Below are 15911 nucleotides of genomic sequence, written 5' to 3' on the forward strand. Positions count from 1 at the left end.
GCTTAAGCTGAAAGCCCGGCCAGAGCCTGCTGTGCCTCGTCCAGCTCCAGCTCGCTGAACACCAGCACCCCCGCCCGCCGCAGTAATGCCGTGGTCACCCCTTCCCCGGCCACCTTCACACCACTGAACGTGCCGTCATAGGTCAACCGGTTGCCACACGAAGGGCTTCCAGCTTTCAGCACGGCCACACGAATGCCATGCCGGTGCACCAGCTCCAGCGCCCGCTGCGCCCCAGCCAGGAACTCGGCGCTGACATCCTCGCCCGCCACCGTCAGCACCTGCGCACCACCGTCGAGCACCTCCCCACCCTGCCCGCCCGGTATCTCTGCAGGCGGCCGTGGGGTCGGCAAGCCACCCGCCACTTCCGGGCACAACGGCACCACGCGCCCTTCGACCTGCCAGCGCTGCAACAGGTCGGGGTGGCCACTGGCGCGGCCGTCATAGCGCACCGGCTGCCCCAGCAGGCAGGCGCTGACCAGCACCTTGGGCAGGTCAGAAGGGGTCATTGCCACGGCGCCGGAACCAGCCGGTCAACGAAAGCCGCTCACGCCCTGCCGGCAGCACCTCATGGGGCACCTCGCCCGACAAGAACACCACCAGGCAGCCCGCCACCGGCTCGACATCATGCTCGACACCGTCCGCCAGGAACATGCGCAACTGGCCACCGTCCTGCGGCTGCCAGCCTTCATTCAGGTACAGGACTGCCGACACCATGCGCCGGTCATCATCGCGGAAGCGGTCCAGGTGCCGGCGATAGAACGCCCCTGGCGGGTACAAGGCAAAATGGCACTCGAAGTCTTCCAGGCCAAGGAACAGGCCCTGGTTGATGGCCTGGCGCAGCTGCTCCATGGCGCTCAGGTACTGGTCGCAGGCCTCGGCCTGGCCGGGGTCGATCCACTGGATCTGGTCGCCGCGAATGGCCTCGCGCACCTCCTGGGCAGCACCGCGCCCAACCCCTGCAGGGTTGAGTTCGCCTTCGGCATCACGGCGCCGACACTCGGCCGCGAGCGCACGCACCAGGTCGGCGGGCAGAAAAAGCGCCTGCTGGGACCAGCCATGGGTGGCCAGATCGTCGACGACGGCCGCAAGCATCGGGTGTTCAGGGGAGATGTGCATGGCGCGCATCATATCCATTAGCCATGCCGGCGCACAGCGCCACTTGGCCGAGAAGCACGCGGATATCTCGACAAACCGGCGCCCGGCCACGGACAATAGCCACCTGCCGACAGGAGTCCTGAATGCGCCGTCTGTTTTCCCTGATTCTGCTGATGATCTGCACCGTGCCTGTCTGGGCAGACAACCTGGATCAACTGTACAAGGCCGCCGGCTGGCCCGACCAGCGCGCCCATTTCAATGATGCCCTGACCGCTGCCCAGGAACGCTACCGCAACAGTTTGCCACCCGCCGTGTACCAGGCGCTGGTAAACAACAGCAACCAGCGCTTCCAGGCCCAGGCGGTGGACCGTCGCGCCCAGGCGCAGCTGCGCGCAACCTTGGCCAACCCGGCACCGGCGCTGGCGTTCTTCCGGTCGCCGCTGGGGCGCAAGGTGGTGGCTGCGGAGCTCAAGGCCACACGCAAGGACGAACTGGCCAGGAATGCCAAGGGCTTGCCGAAGATCCAGGCCAGCGATGATCGCCTGCTGATAATCGGGCATCTGGCCCAGGCCCTGCCGGCGCGCGAAGCCGGCGCCGAAGTGAGCCTGGCCATTGCCGGCGTGGCGGCCGACAGCCTCAGCTCGATGATCCCCGGCCTGTTCGGCGGCGGTCAGGCCCAGAACCTGCTCGACGGCCAGCGCCAGCGCCTGATGGGCCAGATCGGCGAAGACCTCAACAACACCCTGCTGTATGTCTATCGCGACCTGTCCGATGCGGAGCTGGAAGAGTTCGCTACCTTTGCCGAGTCGCCAGACGGCAAGGCTTACTACCAGGCCGCCTTGGCCGCCGTTCGCGCAGGCCTGGCAGTTGGCCAGAGCAGCAGCGACCTTAAGTGATCAGCCCAGGCGCTGGTCGATGAAGTCGAAGTAGCGCTGACGAATGCCCGGCAGCTCGTTGGCCAGGTGGTGACGGGCCTCGGGCAGCATCAGAATCTGTGGTTCGGCGAACTTGGCCTTGAGTACTTCGAGGTTGTACGGCCAGTCCACTGTACCATCCGCTTCTCCTTGCACGATCAACGGCCGCCGCGTGCTGCGCGGCGCGGCCTCGATGCGTTTGACCCAGACAATCAAGGCACCCACCCAAGCTGTAGGCAGGCGGCGCGGTTGCAGCGGGTCGGCTTCGAGGAACGGCAGGAAGGTCGGGTCATTGGTGTTCTCGCTGAAGCGCCGCTCGATGCCATTCACGAAGTGACGCAACACGCGATAGCTCAGCTTCGACCAGCGCCAGGCACAGGGCCGCACCAGCGGTGCCAACAGGATGACCTGGCCATCGATGGGGCTGCGCGCGCCCTGGTACAACAGGTGGTCCACGGCGATGGCGCCACCGGTGCTTTGCCCGCATAGGTGCCACGGGCGCGGCAGTTGCAGCGTGCGCGCCTGTTCGAACAAAGCCTCCAGCACCTGCTGGTACACCGCGAAATCACTGATGCTGGCTCGCTCGCCGCTGGACAGGCCGTGGCCGGGCAGGTCGCAACTGATCACGGCGAACCCCTGTTTGAGCGCCCAATCGATCACATGCCTATAGAGGCCCATATGGTCGTAATAGCCGTGCAGCAGGAACAGCGTCGCGCTCGGCTGGTCGGGTAGCCAGGCCTGCCCGACCAGCTCGAAGCCTGCGGCCTGGAAGCCGCCCAGCCAGCTGTGGGCCGACAGGTTCAGGCCATAGAAGCGCTGGTAGTCCTGCGCCTGCGCCGACAACGGCTGGCGAAAGGTCAGTGGCGCCAGGCTGGTGCGCAGGAGGTCTGGGTGAAAGGCAGCGGGCATCGGGTACATCCACAGTGAAGCAAGTATTGATCTGGGATATTCAGCTCTGGCTGGCGTCGTGGCAAGCTTGCTCGATTTCAGGCCGATAGCGGTATCCCCCGGTAGGCGCAACCTTGTGCTGCGAAGAGGCCGGTACTGCCACAACAACACCATCAGTCATGCCGGCCCTTTCGCAGCACAAGGCTGCTCCTACAGAGGGCCGCGGAAACTTCATGAAGACTCGGATCATCAAACCGCTGTGCACAGCAATCGCCCTTCTGGTCGGTGTGACCATCCTCTGGCAGGCCTACACCACCTTCCAGGCCCGCTACCTGCGCCCGTTCGACAACCAGGCCACGCTGTTCGACGGCAGCCAGCTGCAGTTGCCCCCCGAGCTGGCCGGCCCCGGCCCGATCCGGGTAGTGCATTTCTGGGACCCGGCCTGCCCGTGCAACGTCGGCAACCAGCAGCACCTGGGCGACCTGATCAACCAGTTCGCCAGCCAGGGCGTGACCTTCCACGTGCTGCAAAAGCCCGACAGCCACGGCCAGCTGCCCGCCAACCTCACCGCCCTCAAGCCACTCGCCAGCCTGCCCGGCAGCGAACACCTGCCCGCCTCCCCGGCCGTGGCCATCTGGGACCGGCAAGGCCACCTGGCCTACTTCGGCCCCTACAGCGAAGGCGCGGTGTGCAATGCCAGCAACAGCTTCATCGAGCCGATCCTCAAGGCGCTACTCGACGGCCGCCAGGTGAGTGCCTCAAATACCCTGGCGGTGGGCTGCTACTGCCCCTGGGCCGGCTGACGCACCCGCGCAGGGTTGCCCACCACCACCGCCCCTGCCGGCACGTCACGGGTGACCACACTACCGGCACCCACCACGGCGTTATCGCCAATGGTCACCCCCGGCAGGATGATCGCCGCGCCGCCGATCCACACGTTGTTGCCGATGGTCACCGGCCGGCCACTCTCCAGCCCTGTGCGGCGCACCTCGGGGTCGAGCGGGTGGTCGGCGGTATAGATCTGCACGTTGGGGCCGATCTGGCAGTCATCACCGATACGCACCGGCAGCACATCGAGGATCACGCAGTTGAAATTCATGAAGGTGTTGCGGCCGACGCTGATGTTGTAGCCATAGTCGCAATAAAACGGCGGGCGGATCACCGCGCCTTCGCCGACCTGGCCAAAGTGCTCTACCAAGAGCCCATGACGTGCGTCGTTGAGCAATTCGACACTGCTGTTGTAGCGGTGCATCCAGTGCTTGTTGGCGATCTGCTCGGCCTGCAGCTCGGGACAGCCAGCGTGATAGAGCTGGCCTGTAAGCATTTTCTGTTTTTCGCTGAGGGACATGGAAACTCCTTCCTGGGGCTATGCTCTGGTCGCGAATCCGCCGATCATCGGACCACATTTTTCGCTTGAACGCACAAGGAGCCTGCATGAAGCGCAGCTTGACCCTATTGGCCGTGATGGTTGCCGTGGCCGCCGGCGCCGGATACTGGTATGTGCAGGGCAAGCTGCCGCAACGCGAGGGCGAGGTGGCCATCGCCGGTCTGCAGGCGCCGGTCAACGTGCGCTACGACGCCCGTGGGGTGCCGCACCTGCAGGCGCAGAGCGAGCCGGACCTGTATCGTGCTCTCGGTTACGTGCATGCCCAGGACCGGCTGTTCCAGATGGAGATCCTGCGGCGCCTGGCCCGGGGCGAGCTGGCCGAGGTACTGGGCGACAAGCTGCTGCCCACCGACACCCTGTTCCGCAGCCTGCGCATTCGCGAACAGGCAGCACTGATGGCCAAGCGTCAGGACCGCCAGTCACCCGCCTGGCAAGCCCTGCAGGCCTACCTCGACGGGGTGAACAGCTGGCAGGCCAGCCACCCAAAACCCGTGGAGTTCGACCTGCTCGGCATCACCCCACGCCCCTTCAGCGCCGAAGACACGCTGAGCATCGCCGGCTACCTGGCCTACAGCTTCGCCGCCGCGTTTCGCACCGAGCCCGCGCTCACCTATATCCGCGACCAGCTGGGCCCTGAGTACCTGAACATCTTCGATCTCGCCTGGCAGCCCGAGGGCGCCTTGGGTACACCGCTGGCCGCTGCCGACTGGCAAAGCCTGGAGGCCCTCGCCCGCCTCAGCCATGACGCGCTGGGCGATGCGGGCATCCCGCAATTCGAGGGCAGCAACGCCTGGGCCGTGGCCGGCAGCCGCACCCGCAGCGGCAGGCCGCTGCTGGCCGGCGACCCGCACATCGGTTTTGCGGTGCCGGCGGTGTGGTACGAGGCCGAGCTGTCGGCGCCGGGCTTCAACCTGTATGGCTACTTCCAGGCGCTCAACCCGTTCGCCCTGCTCGGCCACAACCGCGACTTCGGCTGGAGCCTGACCATGTTCCAGAATGACGACGTCGACCTGATCGCCGAGCGCACCAACCCTGCCGACGCCAACCAGGTGATGGTCGATGGCAAATGGCATGCGCTGGAAAAGACCGAGCAGCAGATTGCCGTTAAAGGCGAAGCACCGGTCACCCTCAGCCTCCGCCGCTCGCCCCATGGCCCGATCGTCAACGACGTACTGGGTGCCACTGCCGGGCCCACGCCAATCGCCATGTGGTGGGCGTTCCTGGAAACCGAAAACCCGATCCTAGACGGTTTCTACCAGCTCAACCGCGCCGATACCCTGGGCAAGATGCGCGAGGCTGCGGCCAAGGTGCATGCGCCGGGGCTGAACCTGGTCTGGGCCAATGCCCGTGGCGATATCGGTTGGTGGGCAGCGGCGCAGTTGCCGATCCGCCCCGACGGCGTCGACCCCGTGTTCATCCTCGATGGTGCCAGTGCGCAGGCAGACAAGCTCGGCTTCTACCCCTTCAGCGTCAACCCGCAGCAGGAGAACCCGGCACGCGGCTACATTGTCTCGGCCAACTACCAGCCTCCAGCAGCAGTGCCGATACCCGGTTACTACAACCTGCCGGACCGAGGCCGCCAGCTCGATCGCCACTTGGCCAACCCCGATGTGAAGTGGGATACCCAGAATAGCCAGGCGCTGCAGTTGGACACTGCAAGCGACTATGGCCCGCGCACCCTTGCACCACTGCTGGCAACGCTACGCGCAGTGGCCGAAGGTGACGAAGAGAAGGAGTTGGTTGAGCAACTGGCAGCCTGGAGCGGCGACTACCCGCTCGACTCGACCAGTGCCACGCTGTTCAACCAGTTCCTCTACGAGCTGGCATTCGCGGCCTTGCATGACGAGCTGGGCGACACCTGGTTCCCGATGCTGATCAGCACCCGCGCCATCGACGCAGCCCTGCCGCGCCTGGCGGCGGATGCCGATTCGCCGTGGTGGAACACCCGCGGAGCCAACCAGCGCACCGACCGTAACGCCGTGGTGCGCATGGCGTGGCAGAACAGCTTGAAGCACCTGCGGGAAACCCTGGGCAACGACCCGGCCAGTTGGCAGTGGGGCAAGGCCCATACCCTGACCCACAACCACCCGCTGGGGGTGAAAAAGCCGCTGAACCTGCTGTTCAACGTCGGCCCGTTCGCCGCACCGGGCACCCATGAAGTGCCGAACAACCTCTCGGCGAAGATCGGCCCGGCGCCATGGCCGGTGACCTATGGGCCGTCGACGCGGCGGCTGGTCGACTTTGCCGATGCCGGGCAGGCGCTGACCACCAACCCGGTCGGGCAGAGTGGTGTGCCGTTCGACAGGCATTTTGCGGATCAGGCCGAAGGGGATGTGCAGGGGCAGTACCAGAAGGCGCAGATGGGGGTGATCCCGGCGCAGAGTACCTTGCGTCTGGTGCCAGCCCATTCGCAGCACAAGGCTGCTCCTACAAGAGACCGCGATCCCCTGTAGGAGCAGCCTTGTGCTGCGAATGGGCCGCAAAGCGGCCCCCGACAATTTCGAATACCCTACAGCACTCCCAGCCGAGACCCATTCCATGCAAAGACACTTCATCGAAATCGACGGCGCCCGCATGAGCTACATCGACCAGGGCCAGGGTTTCCCGGTCCTGCTCGGCCACAGCTACCTGTGGTCCGCCGAGATGTGGCAGCCACAAATCGAAGCCTTGTCAGAACACTTCCGCGTCATCGTCCCCGAGCTGTGGGGCCACGGCGGCTCCGATGCTCCGCCTGCCACGACCATCGACATGAACAGCTTGGTCCACCAGCACCTGACGTTGCTGGACAAACTGGAAATTACCAAGTGCCACCTGGTCGGGCTGTCGGTAGGCGGTATGTGGGGGGCACCGCTGGCTGCTACCCACCCTGAACGAATTGATCGCCTGGTGCTCATGGACACTTACCTGAGCGCCGAGCCGGAGGAAACTCGGCTCAAGTATTTCGCCTTGCTGGATACCGCCAGCGCAGCCGGCGAATTCAGCGACCCGTTGCTCGACATCATCGTGCCTATTTTTTTCCACGCAGGCGGCCAGACCGTGCCTGAAATCCGTGAGCGGTTTCGTGCTCAGCTGAAGGCAAGCAGTGCACAAACCATTCGCGAGAGCCTCGATCCCATGGGGCGGATAATCTTTGGACGACACGACCTGCTGGAGCAACTCGAGCAGCTGCCGAGCGAGAGAACCATCCTGATGTGCGGCGATCAGGACATTCCGCGGCCGCCGGAAGAGTCCAATGAAATGGCGCGGATCATTGGCTGCCTGGCGGCGCAGATTCCGTTTGCGGGGCATATCTCCAGCCTGGAGAACCCGCGGGTGGTGAATGAGTTCCTGTTGAACTGGCTACCGCGTAACCAGTGAGATTGCCGAGGCTGCTTTGCAGCCCTTGTGAAAAACGCCGACACAAGGGTGTCGGCGTTGGGTCATGCAAGGTAATGCAAGCGCATCAGAACGCCGGCAGCACCGCACCTTGGTACTTCTTGGCGATGAACTCCTTCACTTCCGGGCTGGTCAGGGCCTTGGCCAGTTTCTGGATGGCTTCGCTGTCCTTGTTGTCCGGGCGGGCGACCAGGAAGTTCACGTATGGCGAGTCGCTGCCTTCGATTACCAGCGCGTCCTTGGCCGGGTTCAGGCCGGCTTCCAGGGCGTAGTTGGTGTTGATCATGTCCAGGTCGACCTGGTCCAGCACGCGCGGCAGCATGGCCGACTCAAGCTCGCGGAACTTCAGCTTCTTCGGGTTCTCGGCAATGTCCTTGGGGGTGGCCAGGGCGTTCTTCGGATCCTTCAGGGTGATCAGGCCAGCCTTCTGCAGCAGTAGCAGGGCGCGGCCGCTGTTGCTGCCCTCGTTAGGGATGGCAACGGTAGCGCCTTCTTTCAGTTCGCTCAGGCTCTTGACCTTCTTCGAGTAACCACCAAAGGGTTCGACATGCACGCCGATCACGGTTTCCAGGTGGGTGCCCTTGCCTTCGTTGAAGTTCTGCAGATAAGGCAGGGTCTGGAAGTAGTTGGCGTCCAGGCGCTTCTGGTCAACCTGCACGTTCGGCTGCACGTAGTCGGTGAAAACCTTGATCTGCAGGTCCACACCTTCCTTGGCCAGGGTCGGCTTGATCAGCTCGAGGATTTCGGCGTGCGGTACCGGGGTGGCGGCGACAACCAGTTTCTCGGCGGCGGTAGCCAGGCCGGCAAACGACAGGGCAGCGGCCAGGGCAGTGGTCAGCAGGGTCTTCTTCATGGTGATCCTTGTTCTGGTTCTGGGCCATCGACGATGGCGAATCGGGTGCCCAACCGGTTCACCAGCGGGCGTGAGGCGGACAATACCCAGATTTTTTATTCCGTAAAAATATCTTTTATTTAGCTGCTTATTCCAAAAACAAAATGCTATCAGCCATTTTGCTTTTGAGCAGTGCCTAGCGCGCAGGGTCGGGCAGGTCCAGGTCCTCTGCCAGGATCTCCTCGCCGTCATTCACCAGCAAGGCAAAGTGGATGACATTCTCCAGTTCTCGGGTGTTGCCGGGCCAGGGGTGTGCCTCCAGCACCTGCTGCGCCGCCTCGCTCACCAGCGGCACAGGCCGCTGTAGCCGCACGCTGTAGATGCCCACGAAATACTCGGCCAACGGCAAGATATCGCCCGGCCGCTCGCGCAGTGGCGGTAGCTCCAGCGCTCCCTCGCGCAGGTACTGGTACAGGCGCTCGTTGAAGCGCCCCGCGCGCACCACCCGCGCCAGGTCGATACTGGTGGCGGCTACCAGGCGCACGTCCACCGGTTGCGGCTGCTGCGCGCCCACCCGGGTAACCTCGCGGTTTTCAAGGGCGGCCAGCAGCTTGCCCTGGATGGCCAGCGGCAAGTCGGCGATCTCGTCCAGGTACAACGTGCCGCCGTTGGCCGAGCCGAACCAGCCGGCACGGCTGCTGGCTGTGCCGCCTTGGCTGCCGGCACTGTAGCCGAACAGCTCGGCATCGGCGTAGGTGGGGCTGATGGCAGCGCAGTTGACCGACACGAACAACCCGCTGCGGTCACTGGCACGGTGGATCTGCCGGGCCAGCAGTTCCTTGCCGGTGCCGGTTTCGCCACGGATCAGCACCGGCAAGGATTGTGGCGCCAGGTGCTCGAGCTCCTCGCGCAGCTGCTGCGAACGTGGGTCGATGAACACCAGCGCCTTGGCGCGGATGCTCAGTGGGCTCTTGTCCAATTCAGGGAAGGTCAGCAACGGCTGGCCAAAAGGGTTTTGAAAAGTCATGACGAACTCCCGCCCCAGGCCTTCAATGGCCGGGCGTCAGGCAAACGGTAAACAGTAAGGGCGATCAGGCGCGGCGCAGTGCGCGCTGCTCGACCCGGCTCTGCAAGCGATACAAGTAGGCGAAACCTTGTTCCCAGCGCTCATGGCCGGACTTGACGTTGATGTGCCCGGCGTTGGTCAGCAGCCCTGCTTCGGCGCCCCAGACCTGGGCCAGGTACAACGCCCTTGGCACGCTCACGGCCGGGTCGTTGTCCGAGCTGACCACCTGGCTGGGGAATGGCAGTGCTTCGGTCGGTATCGGCGCGAAGTTGCGCAGAGCCGGCGCGCAGGTCGGCCGCTCTACGTCAGAGGGTGCCACCAGCAGCGCGCCACGGACCCGCCGCAGCAGGGCCGGGCTGGCTTGCGCGGCCCAGTGAGCGACGGTTATGCAGCCCAGGCTATGGGCAATCAGAATCACCGGTGAGCGCTCGGCGGCAATCGCCTGCTCCAGTGCCTGCACCCAGTCCTGGCGTTGCGGAGTCAGCCAGTCGTGCTGCTCGACCCGCACACTGTTCGGCAGGGTGCGCTGCCAGTGACTTTGCCAATGGTTGTCTGGCGATCCTTGCCAGCCCGGCACAATCAGGTAACGAATCGACTCATTGCGCATGGGGACGCCTCCAGTGAGCTTGCGTGCTTGGAGACAAGTATAGGGGCGGACATATATCAGTAAAGGAATAAGAAGCTATTTGTTAATAACCAAAAGCTACCAATGACGCGATCCCTGTGGGAGCCTCGGGTTGAAAAAAAGGGGCCAAAGACTACCTAGGCTGGCGGAGCCGGCCGCGCTGATGCCCTTGAGCGCTTCCATGATGCCCCAGACGGTGCCGAACAGGCCGATTCGAGAGAGTATGCCAGAAGGCTCATGATGACACCCCTCGCCCCCCGCAGCTTTACTTCTTAGATGATGGCCTGCATACCTTGCATGCCTAAAAAATGCGCGGGGCATCGCTCATCGACGCATCATTTGACCAACCATACGAACACTCATCGCTGGTACATTTATCGACCTCAAGTAATTCACCGCCGCCTGTGAGCTTCTGTAACTAGGAAGATAATGACCCGAATGATTATCAACATAAGTTTGACCATTTTCCCTATATATATATCCCGCAGCTACAACCGGAGAGGCCGACCTTAACTGACGTCGACCAAGCTCCGCAAGACTGGCGTGAGAAAGAGGAGCATCATCAAACTCGGAAAAGGTACTGATAAAAAAATTTTCATCCTGCCTTAGAATGAATTTATGCTTTTTCTCAGAAAGGTCCAACACCGACAAGCCCTTCTGATTCACCACATGCGTCACGCTCTCTTTACCAGATGAAATTTTTTCTTTGGCATATCTAACCTCTGGAACAATCGATTCTTTCTTCCAGTTCCGTAATGGGCGCCATTCAACGGGACCTTTAATCTTGGCAAAGAGCAGACTTTTAAAGCGACGCGCCGCAATCGCGGTCAACGCCGGCGTCGCGAAAGAAGTTTTTCCGTTAGGGTCTTGACGATTAACAGGATCCCCTAAGCAATAACAGTAACAATTCAACCCACCGCTATCGAAAGGACTTAACTCATCAGGTCCATTGAAACGCATCAACGCTGGACTGAACGCCCTGTATCCGAGCCCTAGAAAATATAGATCACTTAGTGCATCAAGGTGTTCACCATTAAAATTCAATGCACCTACAAAAGCACTCACAGAGAAAAAATATCCATAAGGAGAGTATGAATTAAACATATTACAAGCCCCATGATTTTCTACGCGATGAATTTAAACCTCAGGACACCTTAATAACAATGGCCGTGGCAACAGCCCAGAAAAGGCGCACTCGACAATTCCTTGACTCAGGCCCACCCAAAAACCCAATACTCCGCCGATTCCCGGCGATTGAAAACTAGCAAATTTACTAGGCCAAGAATCAAGAGCTTCTAGATCGACAGCTATATAGGACCTCCGCCGTTATCCACAGCGAGAAGCCGATTACTTAACCAACCGCTAAATCTTGCGCACGCATCGTTTATTAATAAAAAACAGACGTTTCTGCTTAGCGTTAGCGCCGCCATTCTGTCAGGCATAAAAAAAGCCCGGGACCGCCCCCCGGGCTTTTTCATCGTCAAAGGCGAATCAAATATCCGCCACCTTCTGCCAAACCTTCGGCCGGAAGAACAATGTCTCCCCCCGCGCCAACCCGGTCAGGCTGTCATGGTCCTTGACCACTTCGGCCTCGATCAGCTCGCTCTGCCCTTCCACCTTCAATGTCACCCGCGTGGTCGCGCCCAACGGACGGATGTCGCGCACCTCGGCCGCATGGTGCCCTTCGGTCTCGTGCCGCGACAGCGACACTTCGTGGGGGCGGAACAGCACATGATGCCCTTCGCTCAGGGCCAGGCGGTTGGAGTCACCAAGGAAGTGGTAGACGAAATCGTTGGCCGGGTGCTCGTACACCTCGCCCGGCGAGCCGATCTGCTCGATCACGCCCTTGTTCATCACCACGATGCGGTCAGCCACCTCCATGGCTTCTTCCTGATCGTGGGTGACGAACACCGACGTCAGGTTGATGTCCTCGTGCAGGCGCGCCAGCCAGCGGCGCAGCTCCTTGCGCACCTTGGCATCCAGCGCACCGAAAGGCTCGTCCAGCAACAGCACCTTGGGTTCCACCGCCAGCGCACGGGCCAGGGCGATACGCTGGCGCTGGCCACCGGACAACTGCTCGGGGTAGCGGTCGGACAGCCAGTCCAGCTGCACCATGTTCAGCAGTTCATGCACCTTCTCGGCTATCTTGCCCTCGCTCGGGCGCTCGCCCTTGGGCTTCATGCGCAGGCCGAAGGCGACGTTGTCGAACACACTCATGTGGCGGAACAACGCGTAGTGCTGGAACACGAAACCGACGTTGCGGTCGCGCACGTCATGGCCGGACACGTCCTCGCCATGGAACACGATATTGCCCTGGTCGGGGGTTTCCAGGCCGGCGATGATGCGCAGCAACGTGGTCTTGCCGCAGCCGGAAGGGCCAAGCAGCGCCACCAGCTCGCCGCTGTTGATGTCCAGGTTGATGTTGTCCAGGGCCTGGAAGCTGTTGAAGCGCTTGCTGACGTTACGAACTTCGATCGACATGAATCATTCCTCCGCGGCGCTGTGGCGCAGGCGGTTAATACGGTTCTCGCTCCACTGCTTGAGCAGCAGGATGAAGAGCGCCAGGATCAGCAACAGGCTGGCCACGCTGAAGGCCGCGACATGGTTGTACTCGTTGTAGAGGATCTCCACGTGCAGCGGCAAGGTGTTGGTCACGCCGCGAATGTGGCCGGACACCACCGACACCGCGCCAAACTCGCCCATGGCCCGCGCGGTGCACAGCACCACCCCATAGATCAGGCCCCATTTGATGTTTGGCAGGGTCACGTGCCAGAACATTTGCCAGCCATTGGCGCCGAGCAAGCGCGCGGCCTCCTCTTCCTGCGTGCCCTGCTCCTGCATCAGCGGGATCAGCTCACGGGCCACGAACGGTACGGTGACGAAGATGGTGGCCAGGACGATGCCCGGCAGGGCGAACACGATCTGGATATCGTGGTCCTGCAGCCATGGCCCGAACAGGCCTTGCGCGCCGAACATCAGCACGTAGACCAGGCCCGCGATCACCGGCGACACCGAGAACGGCAGATCGATCAGGGTGACCAGGATACTCTTGCCACGGAAGGTGTACTTGCTCACGCACCAGGCGGCGCTGACACCGAACACCAGGTTCAGCGGCACCGAAATGGCCACGGCGAGCAGGGTCAGCTTCAGCGCCGACAATGCGTCAGGCTCGAAGATCGCCTCGAAGAAGGTGCCAAAGCCGTTCTTCAGCGCCTGCGACACCACGATCACCAGTGGCAGCAGCAGGAACAGCGCGAACACCAGCCAGCCAAGGCCGATCAGGATACGCCGCGAAGTGGCGCTGCCCCGGCGGGCGGCGTTGGCGGCGGCGGTTGCATTCAGGGATGAACTGGACATGCCGGCCTCCTTCAAGGGGTTTCGATGCGGCGCTGCAGCAGGTTGATCAGCAGCAGCAGGATGAAGGAAACCACCAGCATCAGCACGCCGATGGCGGTCGCGCCGGTGTAGTCGTATTGGTCGAGCTTGACCATGATCAGCAGCGGCAGGATCTCGGTTTTCATCGGCATGTTGCCGGCAATGAAGATCACCGAACCATACTCGCCCACGCCGCGGGCGAAGACCAGGGCAAAACCTGTCAGCCAGGCAGGCAGCAGCGCTGGCGCCAGCACATGGCGGAACACCTGCAGCGGCTTGGCGCCCAGGCAGGCAGCGGCCTCCTCCACTTCACGCGGAATGTCGGCCAGCACCGGCTGCACCGTACGCACCACGAACGGCAGGGTGACGAAGGTCAGCGCCAGGGTGATGCCCAGTGGGGTGTAGGCGATCTTGAAGCCCAGGTCGGTGGCGAACTGGCCGACCCAGCCCGAGGGTGCGTACAGGGCGGTCAGGGCAATACCGGCCACGGCGGTGGGCAGGGCGAACGGCAGGTCGATCATTGCATCGATGATCTTGCGCCCAGGGAAGGTGTAGCGCACCAGCACCCAGGCCAGCAGGGTACCGATCACACCATTGATGATGGCGGCGAACAGGGCGGTGCCGAAACTCAGCTTGAGCGCGGCGATCACCCGCGGTGCACTGATGATGTTCCAGAACTGCTCCCAGGTAAGCTGCGCGGCATGCACGAACATGGCGGCCAGCGGTATCAGCACTATCAGGCTGAGGTACACCAAGGTGTAGCCCAGCGTCAGCCCGAAGCCGGGTATGACGGGGGAAATGCGACGTGACATAAATATCCCTGGTTGAACGCACGAAACCCGGGACAGATCCCGGGTCGGTGCAAGCTTCTGAATCCTGGGGCCGCAGCGCGGCCCCGCTTTTCCTTGGCGATTACTGTGCCTGATAGATCTGGTCGAACACACCGCCATCATTGAAGAATTTAGGTTGTGCAGTCTTCCAGCCACCAAAGTCCTTGTCGATGGTCACCAGGTCCAGTTTCGGGAACTGCTTGCCGAACTCGGCAGCGACCTTCTCGTCACGCGGGCGGTAGAAGTTCTCGGCTGCGATCTTCTGCCCGGCCGGGCTGTACAGGTGCTTGAGGTATTCGGTGGCAATCTCGGTATTGCCCTTCTTCTCGGCGTTCTTGTCCACCACCGCCACTGGCGGTTCGGCGAGGATCGACAACGACGGCACGACGATCTCGAACTTGTCGGCACCTCCGTCTTCCTTCAGCGCCAGGAAGGCTTCGTTTTCCCAGGCCAACAGCACATCGCCCTGGCCGTTATTGACGAAGGTGATGGTCGAGCCACGGGCGCCGGTATCCAGCACCGGGACGTGCTTGAACAGCTCCTGCACGTACTCCTTGGCCTTTTCTTCGCTACCGCCGGCCTTCAGGCCATAGGCCCAGGCCGCCAAGAAGTTCCAACGGGCGCCGCCGGAGGTTTTCGGGTTGGGGGTGATGACCGACACGTCCTTCTTGATCAGGTCGCCCCAGTCCTTGATGCCTTTCGGGTTGCCCTTGCGCACCAGGAACACGATGGTCGAGGTGTACGGGGTGCTGGCATCCGGCAGGCGGGTCTGCCAGTTGTCTGGCAGGGTCTTGCCGAGCTTGGCGACTTCATCGATGTCGCCGGCCAAGGCCAGGGTCACCACGTCGGCACGCAGGCCGTCGATCACCGCACGGGCCTGCTTGCCCGAACCGCCGTGGGATTGCTGGATCTTCACCTTGTCGCCCGGGTGGGCCTGCTGCCAGTGCTTGATGAACTCGGCGTTGTACTGCTGGTACAGCTCGCGGGTCGGGTCGTAGGACACGTTCAGCAGTTCGTAGTCCTTGGCGATGGCGGAACCGGCAAAAACAGCACTGGCCAGGGCGGCAAGCGCATAACGGCGGATGGACATGGTGAAGCTCCCGATTGGCATTTTTCTAGTTTTGAATGTGTGGCGCGATCAGCCGGTCTTGTTGCCGGGCTGCTGCAGGCGGAACTTCTCCTTGCGCTCGATCTGTACGACCTGAGCGTTGTGCACGGTTATCTCCACCGCACCGAATCGCAGGTCGCGCAGAGCGCTCTGGATTTCACGCAGAATGGTGGCTTCGTCCTGACCGTCGATGCTACGCAGAGATGCACTCATGCTCGTTCTCCTTGGAGTGAGGGTGCCGGGCTGAGGTTTGAAGGGGATTTGCGCCTGGCTTGAGGGCAATAGTAGTGAGGCGGGGTTATTCTTAAAAATACTGTTTGAGAATGTTTATATAACCAAAACAAAATACAATTTTGAAAGCGACGGAAGACCCTGTGGGAGCGGGTTCACCCGCGAATGCGGCGGTGGTTCCACCA

General features: G+C 62.3%; 17 protein-coding genes and 1 pseudogene. 4 read left to right on the plus strand and 14 right to left on the minus strand.

What is annotated here, in order from left to right:
• Positions 1-2: 2 nt before the first annotated feature.
• Together E5221_RS27035 and E5221_RS27040 are read right to left on the minus strand one after the other, a co-directional pair.
• Positions 3-506, minus strand: coding sequence for a DUF523 domain-containing protein (locus tag E5221_RS27035; protein ID WP_061550285.1), 504 nt, complete (start codon positions 504-506; stop codon positions 3-5).
• Entirely contained in the window at positions 493-1125 is a 633-nt protein-coding gene (locus E5221_RS27040; RefSeq protein ID WP_061550324.1) for a 2OG-Fe(II) oxygenase, read from the minus strand. The genes E5221_RS27035 and E5221_RS27040 overlap by 14 nt, the downstream gene beginning before the upstream one ends.
• Positions 1126-1238: 113 nt before the next feature.
• On the opposite strand from E5221_RS27040, the gene E5221_RS27045 reads away from it, so the two are divergent.
• Positions 1239-1991, plus strand: coding sequence for a DUF2059 domain-containing protein (locus tag E5221_RS27045; RefSeq protein WP_003258544.1), 753 nt, complete (start codon positions 1239-1241; stop codon positions 1989-1991).
• Here the strand turns inward: E5221_RS27045 and E5221_RS27050 are convergent, their stop codons facing one another.
• Positions 1992-2918 (minus strand): alpha/beta hydrolase, encoded by a 927-nt coding sequence (locus E5221_RS27050; protein WP_247846693.1) that lies wholly within the window; start codon positions 2916-2918, stop codon positions 1992-1994. It lies immediately after the preceding gene.
• Positions 2919-3130: 212 nt separating this feature from the next.
• On the opposite strand from E5221_RS27050, the gene E5221_RS27055 reads away from it, so the two are divergent.
• Complete coding sequence (locus tag E5221_RS27055) at positions 3131-3700, plus strand: DUF6436 domain-containing protein (RefSeq protein WP_061550283.1); 570 nt, start codon at positions 3131-3133, stop codon at positions 3698-3700.
• Here the strand turns inward: E5221_RS27055 and E5221_RS27060 are convergent.
• Entirely contained in the window at positions 3679-4245 is a 567-nt protein-coding gene (locus tag E5221_RS27060; protein ID WP_015272200.1) for a sugar O-acetyltransferase, read from the minus strand. The two genes, E5221_RS27055 and E5221_RS27060, sit on opposite strands and share 22 nt — an antisense overlap.
• Before the next feature lie 86 nt (positions 4246-4331).
• On the opposite strand from E5221_RS27060, the gene E5221_RS27065 reads away from it, so the two are divergent.
• The gene (locus E5221_RS27065) at positions 4332-6737 is read left to right on the plus strand and encodes a penicillin acylase family protein (protein ID WP_247846694.1); all 2406 of its coding nucleotides are present in this window, start codon (positions 4332-4334) and stop codon (positions 6735-6737) included.
• 85 nt (positions 6738-6822) lie between these two features.
• Entirely contained in the window at positions 6823-7641 is an 819-nt protein-coding gene (locus E5221_RS27070) for an alpha/beta hydrolase (RefSeq protein WP_247846695.1), read from the plus strand.
• 85 nt (positions 7642-7726) lie between these two features.
• Here the strand turns inward: E5221_RS27070 and E5221_RS27075 are convergent, their stop codons facing one another.
• The 10 genes and pseudogenes from E5221_RS27075 to oscA form a co-directional block, all read right to left on the minus strand.
• Entirely contained in the window at positions 7727-8512 is a 786-nt protein-coding gene (locus E5221_RS27075; protein ID WP_013974690.1) for a MetQ/NlpA family ABC transporter substrate-binding protein, read from the minus strand.
• 175 nt (positions 8513-8687) lie between these two features.
• Entirely contained in the window at positions 8688-9518 is an 831-nt protein-coding gene (locus tag E5221_RS27080) for a sigma 54-interacting transcriptional regulator (protein ID WP_247846696.1), read from the minus strand.
• Positions 9519-9582: 64 nt separating this feature from the next.
• Positions 9583-10164, minus strand: a complete 582-nt coding sequence (locus tag E5221_RS27085; RefSeq protein ID WP_061550280.1) for an alpha/beta hydrolase — start codon at positions 10162-10164, stop codon at positions 9583-9585.
• A gap of 147 nt (positions 10165-10311) precedes the next feature.
• Positions 10312-10395 (minus strand): annotated as a pseudogene (locus E5221_RS27090) (MotA/TolQ/ExbB proton channel family protein); the annotation flags it as partial.
• A 111-nt stretch (positions 10396-10506) separates the two neighbouring features.
• Positions 10507-11286 (minus strand): RHS repeat-associated core domain-containing protein, encoded by a 780-nt coding sequence (locus tag E5221_RS27095; protein WP_247846697.1) that lies wholly within the window; start codon positions 11284-11286, stop codon positions 10507-10509.
• 387 nt (positions 11287-11673) lie between these two features.
• Positions 11674-12663: a sulfate ABC transporter ATP-binding protein gene (locus tag E5221_RS27100; protein WP_247846698.1), complete on the minus strand. Its 990-nt coding sequence runs from the start codon at positions 12661-12663 to the stop codon at positions 11674-11676.
• 3 nt (positions 12664-12666) lie between these two features.
• The gene (gene cysW / locus E5221_RS27105; RefSeq protein WP_015272212.1) at positions 12667-13539 is read right to left on the minus strand and encodes a sulfate ABC transporter permease subunit CysW; all 873 of its coding nucleotides are present in this window, start codon (positions 13537-13539) and stop codon (positions 12667-12669) included.
• Between the two features lie 11 nt (positions 13540-13550).
• Complete coding sequence (gene cysT / locus E5221_RS27110; RefSeq protein ID WP_247846699.1) at positions 13551-14369, minus strand: sulfate ABC transporter permease subunit CysT; 819 nt, start codon at positions 14367-14369, stop codon at positions 13551-13553.
• A 100-nt stretch (positions 14370-14469) separates the two neighbouring features.
• Positions 14470-15477, minus strand: coding sequence for a sulfate ABC transporter substrate-binding protein (locus E5221_RS27115; RefSeq protein ID WP_013974696.1), 1008 nt, complete (start codon positions 15475-15477; stop codon positions 14470-14472).
• Between the two features lie 48 nt (positions 15478-15525).
• Positions 15526-15708: a sulfur starvation response protein OscA gene (oscA, locus tag E5221_RS27120; RefSeq protein WP_003258557.1), complete on the minus strand. Its 183-nt coding sequence runs from the start codon at positions 15706-15708 to the stop codon at positions 15526-15528.
• Positions 15709-15911 lie beyond the last annotated feature (203 nt).

This window comes from Pseudomonas sp. A2, from assembly GCF_023100865.1.
GTDB lineage: Bacteria > Pseudomonadota > Gammaproteobacteria > Pseudomonadales > Pseudomonadaceae > Aquipseudomonas > Aquipseudomonas asiatica.

What these genes read in the sequence shown, in the direction of transcription:
- E5221_RS27035 (WP_061550285.1), bottom strand. Translation starts at nt 506, where the DNA reads ATGACCCCTTCTGACCTGCCCAAGGTGCTGGTCAGCGCCTGCCTGCTG.
- E5221_RS27040 (WP_061550324.1), bottom strand. Translation starts at nt 1,125, where the DNA reads ATGCGCGCCATGCACATCTCCCCTGAACACCCGATGCTTGCGGCCGTC.
- E5221_RS27045 (WP_003258544.1), top strand. Translation starts at nt 1,239, where the DNA reads ATGCGCCGTCTGTTTTCCCTGATTCTGCTGATGATCTGCACCGTGCCT.
- E5221_RS27050 (WP_247846693.1), bottom strand. Translation starts at nt 2,918, where the DNA reads ATGCCCGCTGCCTTTCACCCAGACCTCCTGCGCACCAGCCTGGCGCCA.
- E5221_RS27055 (WP_061550283.1), top strand. Translation starts at nt 3,131, where the DNA reads ATGAAGACTCGGATCATCAAACCGCTGTGCACAGCAATCGCCCTTCTG.
- E5221_RS27060 (WP_015272200.1), bottom strand. Translation starts at nt 4,245, where the DNA reads ATGTCCCTCAGCGAAAAACAGAAAATGCTTACAGGCCAGCTCTATCAC.
- E5221_RS27065 (WP_247846694.1), top strand. Translation starts at nt 4,332, where the DNA reads ATGAAGCGCAGCTTGACCCTATTGGCCGTGATGGTTGCCGTGGCCGCC.
- E5221_RS27070 (WP_247846695.1), top strand. Translation starts at nt 6,823, where the DNA reads ATGCAAAGACACTTCATCGAAATCGACGGCGCCCGCATGAGCTACATC.
- E5221_RS27075 (WP_013974690.1), bottom strand. Translation starts at nt 8,512, where the DNA reads ATGAAGAAGACCCTGCTGACCACTGCCCTGGCCGCTGCCCTGTCGTTT.
- E5221_RS27080 (WP_247846696.1), bottom strand. Translation starts at nt 9,518, where the DNA reads ATGACTTTTCAAAACCCTTTTGGCCAGCCGTTGCTGACCTTCCCTGAA.
- E5221_RS27085 (WP_061550280.1), bottom strand. Translation starts at nt 10,164, where the DNA reads ATGCGCAATGAGTCGATTCGTTACCTGATTGTGCCGGGCTGGCAAGGA.
- E5221_RS27095 (WP_247846697.1), bottom strand. Translation starts at nt 11,286, where the DNA reads ATGTTTAATTCATACTCTCCTTATGGATATTTTTTCTCTGTGAGTGCT.
- E5221_RS27100 (WP_247846698.1), bottom strand. Translation starts at nt 12,663, where the DNA reads ATGTCGATCGAAGTTCGTAACGTCAGCAAGCGCTTCAACAGCTTCCAG.
- cysW (WP_015272212.1), bottom strand. Translation starts at nt 13,539, where the DNA reads ATGTCCAGTTCATCCCTGAATGCAACCGCCGCCGCCAACGCCGCCCGC.
- cysT (WP_247846699.1), bottom strand. Translation starts at nt 14,369, where the DNA reads ATGTCACGTCGCATTTCCCCCGTCATACCCGGCTTCGGGCTGACGCTG.
- E5221_RS27115 (WP_013974696.1), bottom strand. Translation starts at nt 15,477, where the DNA reads ATGTCCATCCGCCGTTATGCGCTTGCCGCCCTGGCCAGTGCTGTTTTT.
- oscA (WP_003258557.1), bottom strand. Translation starts at nt 15,708, where the DNA reads ATGAGTGCATCTCTGCGTAGCATCGACGGTCAGGACGAAGCCACCATT.